Below are 5070 nucleotides of genomic sequence, written 5' to 3'. Positions count from 1 at the left end.
GAGGGAGTGTCAGTTGATGGATTTGGTACTGACCCACTGCAATCGGGGGCAAGCCCCCTCCCACATTTACCGAGTACACCAGACCCAACTCCGGTCGGCTCTAAGGCCGCCGCGCTTTGGCTTTTGATCTCAAATGCGCTCTTCCAAAAGTGACCCGCTGTAAGAGCGGAACCCTAAGTGGCCGTGACCGCAGCAATGGATATGTACTCAATCAAATCCAACGCCATGGTCGGCCCGACGGCCGCCACGGAAACAAGCCCCCTGACCGCACCAGCCGAAGTTACACCTTGAACCGTGCCACCGTCTGATGCAGCGTCCCCGCCATTCCGGCCAGGTCATGCCCGGCCGTCTCGGTGTGTATCGCGCCCTGCAACACCTGCTGGGACAGGTTGCGAATGCCCACCAGGTTGCGATCCACTTCCCGCGCCACCAGCGCCTGTTCTTCGGTGGCGCTGGCAATCATCATATTGCGTTCGTTGATCTGCGAGATCGACCGGGTGATCTCGTCCAGCGCTTCTCCCGAACGTTGCGCCACGCTCAAGGTCGCCTGTACCCGCTCGCTGCTGCTGTGCATGGCGGCCACGGCGTGTTCGGTGTCCTGGCGGATATTGCCGATCATCTGCTCGATCTCCTGGGTCGAGACCTGGGTGCGATGGGCCAACGCGCGCACTTCATCGGCGACCACCGCAAACCCGCGCCCGGCTTCCCCGGCGCGGGCCGCTTCGATGGCCGCGTTCAACGCCAGCAGGTTGGTCTGGTCGGCAATGCTGCGGATCACTTCGAGCACGCTGCTGATGTCCTGCACACGGCCGGCCAGCTGCTGGATACGCTCCGAGGTTTCCACCACGCCGGTGGCCAAGGTGTTGATCGACGCCACGGTTTCCTGCACCTGCGCCTGTCCACGCTGGGCGGTCTGCTCCGACAGGCGCGAGGCTTCGCTGGTGCTCACGGCATTGCGTGCCACCTCGTCGACGGCGGCGGTCATTTCATTCACCGCCGTGGCGGCCAGTTCGATTTCCTGGCCCTGCAACTGCAGGCTGCTGCTGGTCTGACCGCTCACCGCGCTCAACTCTTCCGACGAGCTGGCCACGCCGTCCACCGACGCGGCGATATGGCGCACCATCTGGTTGAGGCTCTGCTGCATCTGGTGCAGGTTGCGCATCACACTGCCGTCGATACTGTTGCCCAATGGCACCTCGAGGGTCAGGTCGCCCTCGGCGATATGGCTCAACACCCGCGCCACTTCATCCGGCTCGCCGCCCAGCGGGCGGGTGACGCTGCGCGTGACGATCACCGCCGCCGCCACCACCAGGGCCAGGCACAGCAGGAACAGCCCGAGCATGGTGCGTCGTGCCTCGTCATACAGGGTTTGCGCCGCCTGCTGACGCTCGGCGAACAGCCGCCCCTGCATGGCCATCAACGCATCCAGGCTCTTGAACACCTCAAGCTCGGCCGGGATCACCTGCTCTTTGAGCTGGGCCAGGCCCTGCTCGCGCGCGCCTTGCAGGATCAGCGCCTGCACCTGGGTGAAGGCCGCCACGTAGGCCTCACGGTGGGTTTTCAAGGTGGCATAGGCGGCCTTGCCTTCGGCGGTGTCGAGCAGCGGTTCGAGGGTGGCGAACGCCTGGGTGATGCGCTCGCGCGTGGTGCCGATGGAGGCCTGGGCCTGTTGGTTGTCCTGGTCGATCAGCAGGTCGCGGGTGTTGCGCCCGTTATCGCGCACCCCGGTGGCGATCACCATGATCGGCGCAATTCTGGGCCAGTCCTGCTGCACGATCTGCTCGGACTGCTGCTTGAGGGTCGCCAGGTCGTGAAGGGCGTAAAACACCAAGCCGACCAGCGCCAGCGGCGCAATCGCGAAACCGATGACAATGCGTTGTGCCGTGGTTAATTGCTTCATTGTGATAGTCCCTGATGAACACCTGCCCGTCATGGGCAGCATCTATAAAAATCCGCTTGAGGGCGCCGATCACCCTCGCAATACAAAAGCAGGAAACAACTCGCGCAATCGGCCCCATAACTCCGGCAAGGCAGCCTGTGCCGGAGAACTCGACAATTGCGCATCGAGCATGCTGGCCGTGCGCACCATTTGCACCGCAAAGCGTTGCACGCCGTTGGCTTGCAAACGCTGGGCCAGCAACAGCAACCGAGGGGGGTCGATCAAATGCCAATGCACCGTGGTGCGGCACTCGTACTCGACGCCGCTGGCCAACAGGGTGTCGAGGCTGCGCCAGTTGGCGGCACCGCTGTTCCTGACCTGGGTAATCAACTGGCAATCCTCGGCCAGCGCCTTGACGTCAAAGCCGACCCAATCGGCATGCCGCAACGCATTGGCAAACCCTGCCGGCTTGATCCCGGCGCTGTGCAGGCCGACACGAAAGCCCATCGCCCGCACTTCATCCATGGCCGCCGGCAGGCCTTCCTGCAAGGTCGGCTCGCCGCCGCTGAACACCACGGCGTCGAGCAAGTCCTTGCGCCGCTGCAAAAACAGCAACACCCGGCGCCAATCCACCTCCGTGCTACCGCGCGGCGGGATCAGGTCCGGGTTGTGGCAGTAACGACAGCGCCAGGCACAGCCCTGACAAAACAGCACACAGGCGAGCATGCCGGGGTAGTCGAGGGTGGTCAGGGGCACGAGGCCCCCGACCCGTAGCGCTCGACTCATTGGCGCCCGGCCACGGCGGCCGTTTCAGTGAAATGCACCCGTTCCTTGTGCTCGGATTGTTTGCCGGGATTGAACGCCGACACGGGCCGGTGATAGCCCATCACCCGGGTCCAGACTTCGCAGCGCTGACGTTGTGGCTGGGATGTTTGCATGGTGAATCTCCTTGCGGGTTGGAAGATCGGTTCAGTGCGCAGCGGCCCGTGCCAGCACTTCATCGCACTTGGGGCAGAACTCATGTTCACCGGCGAGGTAACCGTGCACCGGGCAGATCGAGAACGTCGGGGTGATCGTCAGGTACGGCAGGCGGAAACGCCCCAACGCCTTGCGCACCAACTGCTTGCAGGCCTGGGCCGAGGAAATCTGCTCGGCCATGTACAGGTGCAACACGGTGCCGCCGGTGTACTTGCATTGCAGTTCGTCTTGCAGCTCCAGGGCTTCGAAGGGGTCCTGGGTAAAGCCCACCGGCAGTTGCGAGGAGTTGGTGTAGTACGGCGCGACGTCGCTGCCGGCCTGCAGGATGTCCGGGTAGCGCTTGCGGTCTTCCTTGGCGAAGCGGTAGGTGGTGCCTTCCGCCGGGGTTGCTTCGAGGTTGTAGAGGTGGCCGGTGTCTTCCTGGAAGCGCAGCAACGTGGCACGCACATGGTCGAGCAGCTTGAGGGCAAATGTGCGGCCCTCTTCGGTGTGCATGCCCTGCTCGTCGCAGGTGAAATTGCGCAGCATCTCGTGCATGCCGTTGAGGCCGATGGTGGAGAAGTGATTGCGCAAGGTGCCCAGGTAACGCTTGGTGTAGGGGTACAAGCCGGCGTCCATATGGTGCTGGATCACCTTGCGCTTGACCTCCAGGCTTTCCATGGCCATGTCCATCAGGCTGTCCAGGCGTTGCAACAGGCCCGAGGTGTCGCCCTTGAACAGGTAGCCGAGGCGCGCGCAGTTGATCGTCACCACGCCCAGGCTGCCGGTCTGCTCCGCCGAACCGAACAACCCACCGCCGCGCTTGAGCAGCTCGCGCACGTCCAGTTGCAGGCGGCAGCACATCGAGCGCACCTGGTTGGGTTGCATATCGGAATTGAGGAAGTTCTGGAAATACGGCAGGCCGTAGCGCGCGGTCATCTCGAACAGACGGTCGGCGTTCTCGCTGTCCCAGGGGAAATCGTGGGTGATGTTGTAGGTGGGAATCGGGAAGGTGAAGACCCGGCCCTTGGCATCGCCGGCCTGCATCACTTCGATATAGGCGCGGTTGATCAGCGCCATTTCCGCTTGCAGGTCGCCATAGGCAAACGGCATTTCCTCACCGCCGATCACCGGCACCTGCTCGCGCAGATCTTCCGGGCACACCCAGTCGAAGGTCAGGTTGGTAAACGGCGTCTGGGTGCCCCAGCGCGACGGTACGTTGAGGTTGTAGATGAACTCCTGCACCGCCTGGCGCACCTCGGCGTAGCTCAGTTGGTCCTTGCGCACGTAGGGCGCCAGGTAGGTATCGAACGAGCTGAACGCCTGGGCGCCGGCCCATTCGTTTTGCAGGGTGCCGAGGAAGTTGACCATCTGCCCCAGGGCGCTGCCCAAGTGCTTGGGCGGCCCGGCTTCGACACGGCCCGGCACGCCATTGAGGCCTTCGTGCAGCAGCGAACGCAGCGACCAGCCGGCGCAATAACCGGCAAGCATGTCGAGGTCATGGATATGCAGATCCGCCTCACGGTGCGCACGGCCGATCTGCTGGCTGTAGACCTCGTCGAGCCAATAGTTGGCGGTGACCTTGCCCGACACGTTCAACACCAGCCCGCCCAGGGAGTAGCCCTGGTTGGCGTTGGCTTGCACACGCCAGTCTTCGCGGTCGAGGTATTCGTTCATCGAGGTGGCGACTTCCACCAGGGTCTTGCGGTCGCGGCGCAGGCGGCCGTGTTGTTCGCGGTAGACGATATAGGCACGCATGGAGAGGAAGTAGCCGGCGTCCATCAGTACGCGTTCGACGCTGTCCTGGATTTGTTCGACGTCCAGGTGTTCGATGCCCCTCAGGCGAGCGAGGACGGCGCCCAGTAACAGGTCGACGTCGGCCTCCTGGTACTCGCCGGTGGCGGTACCGGCGGCGGTCAGGGCGTGGTGGATTTTTTCGGCGTTGAAGGGGACCAGGCTGCCGTCGCGTTTGTGTAGGCGGGTGCTGACCAACGGGGTGAGCGTGTTTTGCATTTTCCGGGCTCCAGGCACTACATATAGATGTTTTTAGGCTTTAAGACACAATATGCAGTGAGATTACGGAGAATGGGGTGGGGTTCCCTTGATCGGGGTCAAGGTTTTTTGATTGGGTACATATCCGTTATTTAGGTAACGGCGGCCTATGGTTCCGCTCTTACAGCGGGTCACTTTGGAAAAGCCCCAAAGTAACCAAAGGGCTCTTGCCCCAACACTCG

At 62.9% G+C, this 5070-nt stretch carries 4 protein-coding genes; all 4 read right to left on the bottom strand.

Annotated features, from left to right (window positions below; all coding sequences use genetic code 11):
- Window positions 1-280: 280 nt before the first annotated feature.
- The 4 genes from AC07OT_RS30940 to AC07OT_RS30925 all read right to left on the bottom strand — a co-directional run bounded on the left by AC07OT_RS30940 (window position 281) and on the right by AC07OT_RS30925 (window position 4849).
- Complete coding sequence (locus AC07OT_RS30940) at window positions 281-1900, bottom strand: methyl-accepting chemotaxis protein (RefSeq protein ID WP_495109882.1); 1620 nt, start codon at window positions 1898-1900, stop codon at window positions 281-283.
- A gap of 69 nt (window positions 1901-1969) precedes the next feature.
- Window positions 1970-2665, bottom strand: a complete 696-nt coding sequence (locus AC07OT_RS30935) for an anaerobic ribonucleoside-triphosphate reductase activating protein (protein ID WP_131699969.1) — start codon at window positions 2663-2665, stop codon at window positions 1970-1972.
- Entirely contained in the window at window positions 2662-2817 is a 156-nt protein-coding gene (gene nrdD, locus AC07OT_RS30930) for an anaerobic ribonucleoside-triphosphate reductase (RefSeq protein ID WP_027607168.1), read from the bottom strand. Before nrdD ends, AC07OT_RS30935 begins: the two co-directional genes overlap by 4 nt.
- 31 nt (window positions 2818-2848) lie before the next feature.
- On the bottom strand, window positions 2849-4849 hold the full coding sequence (locus tag AC07OT_RS30925) for a ribonucleoside triphosphate reductase (protein WP_495109881.1): 2001 nt from the start codon (window positions 4847-4849) through the stop codon (window positions 2849-2851).
- Between the last annotated feature and the right edge of the window lie 221 nt (window positions 4850-5070).

It is taken from the genome of Pseudomonas sp. GW821-FHT09C10 (genome assembly GCF_059418085.1).
Note: the sequence above shows the minus strand (reverse complement) of the source record. Positions and strands in the feature narration are given on the sequence as shown.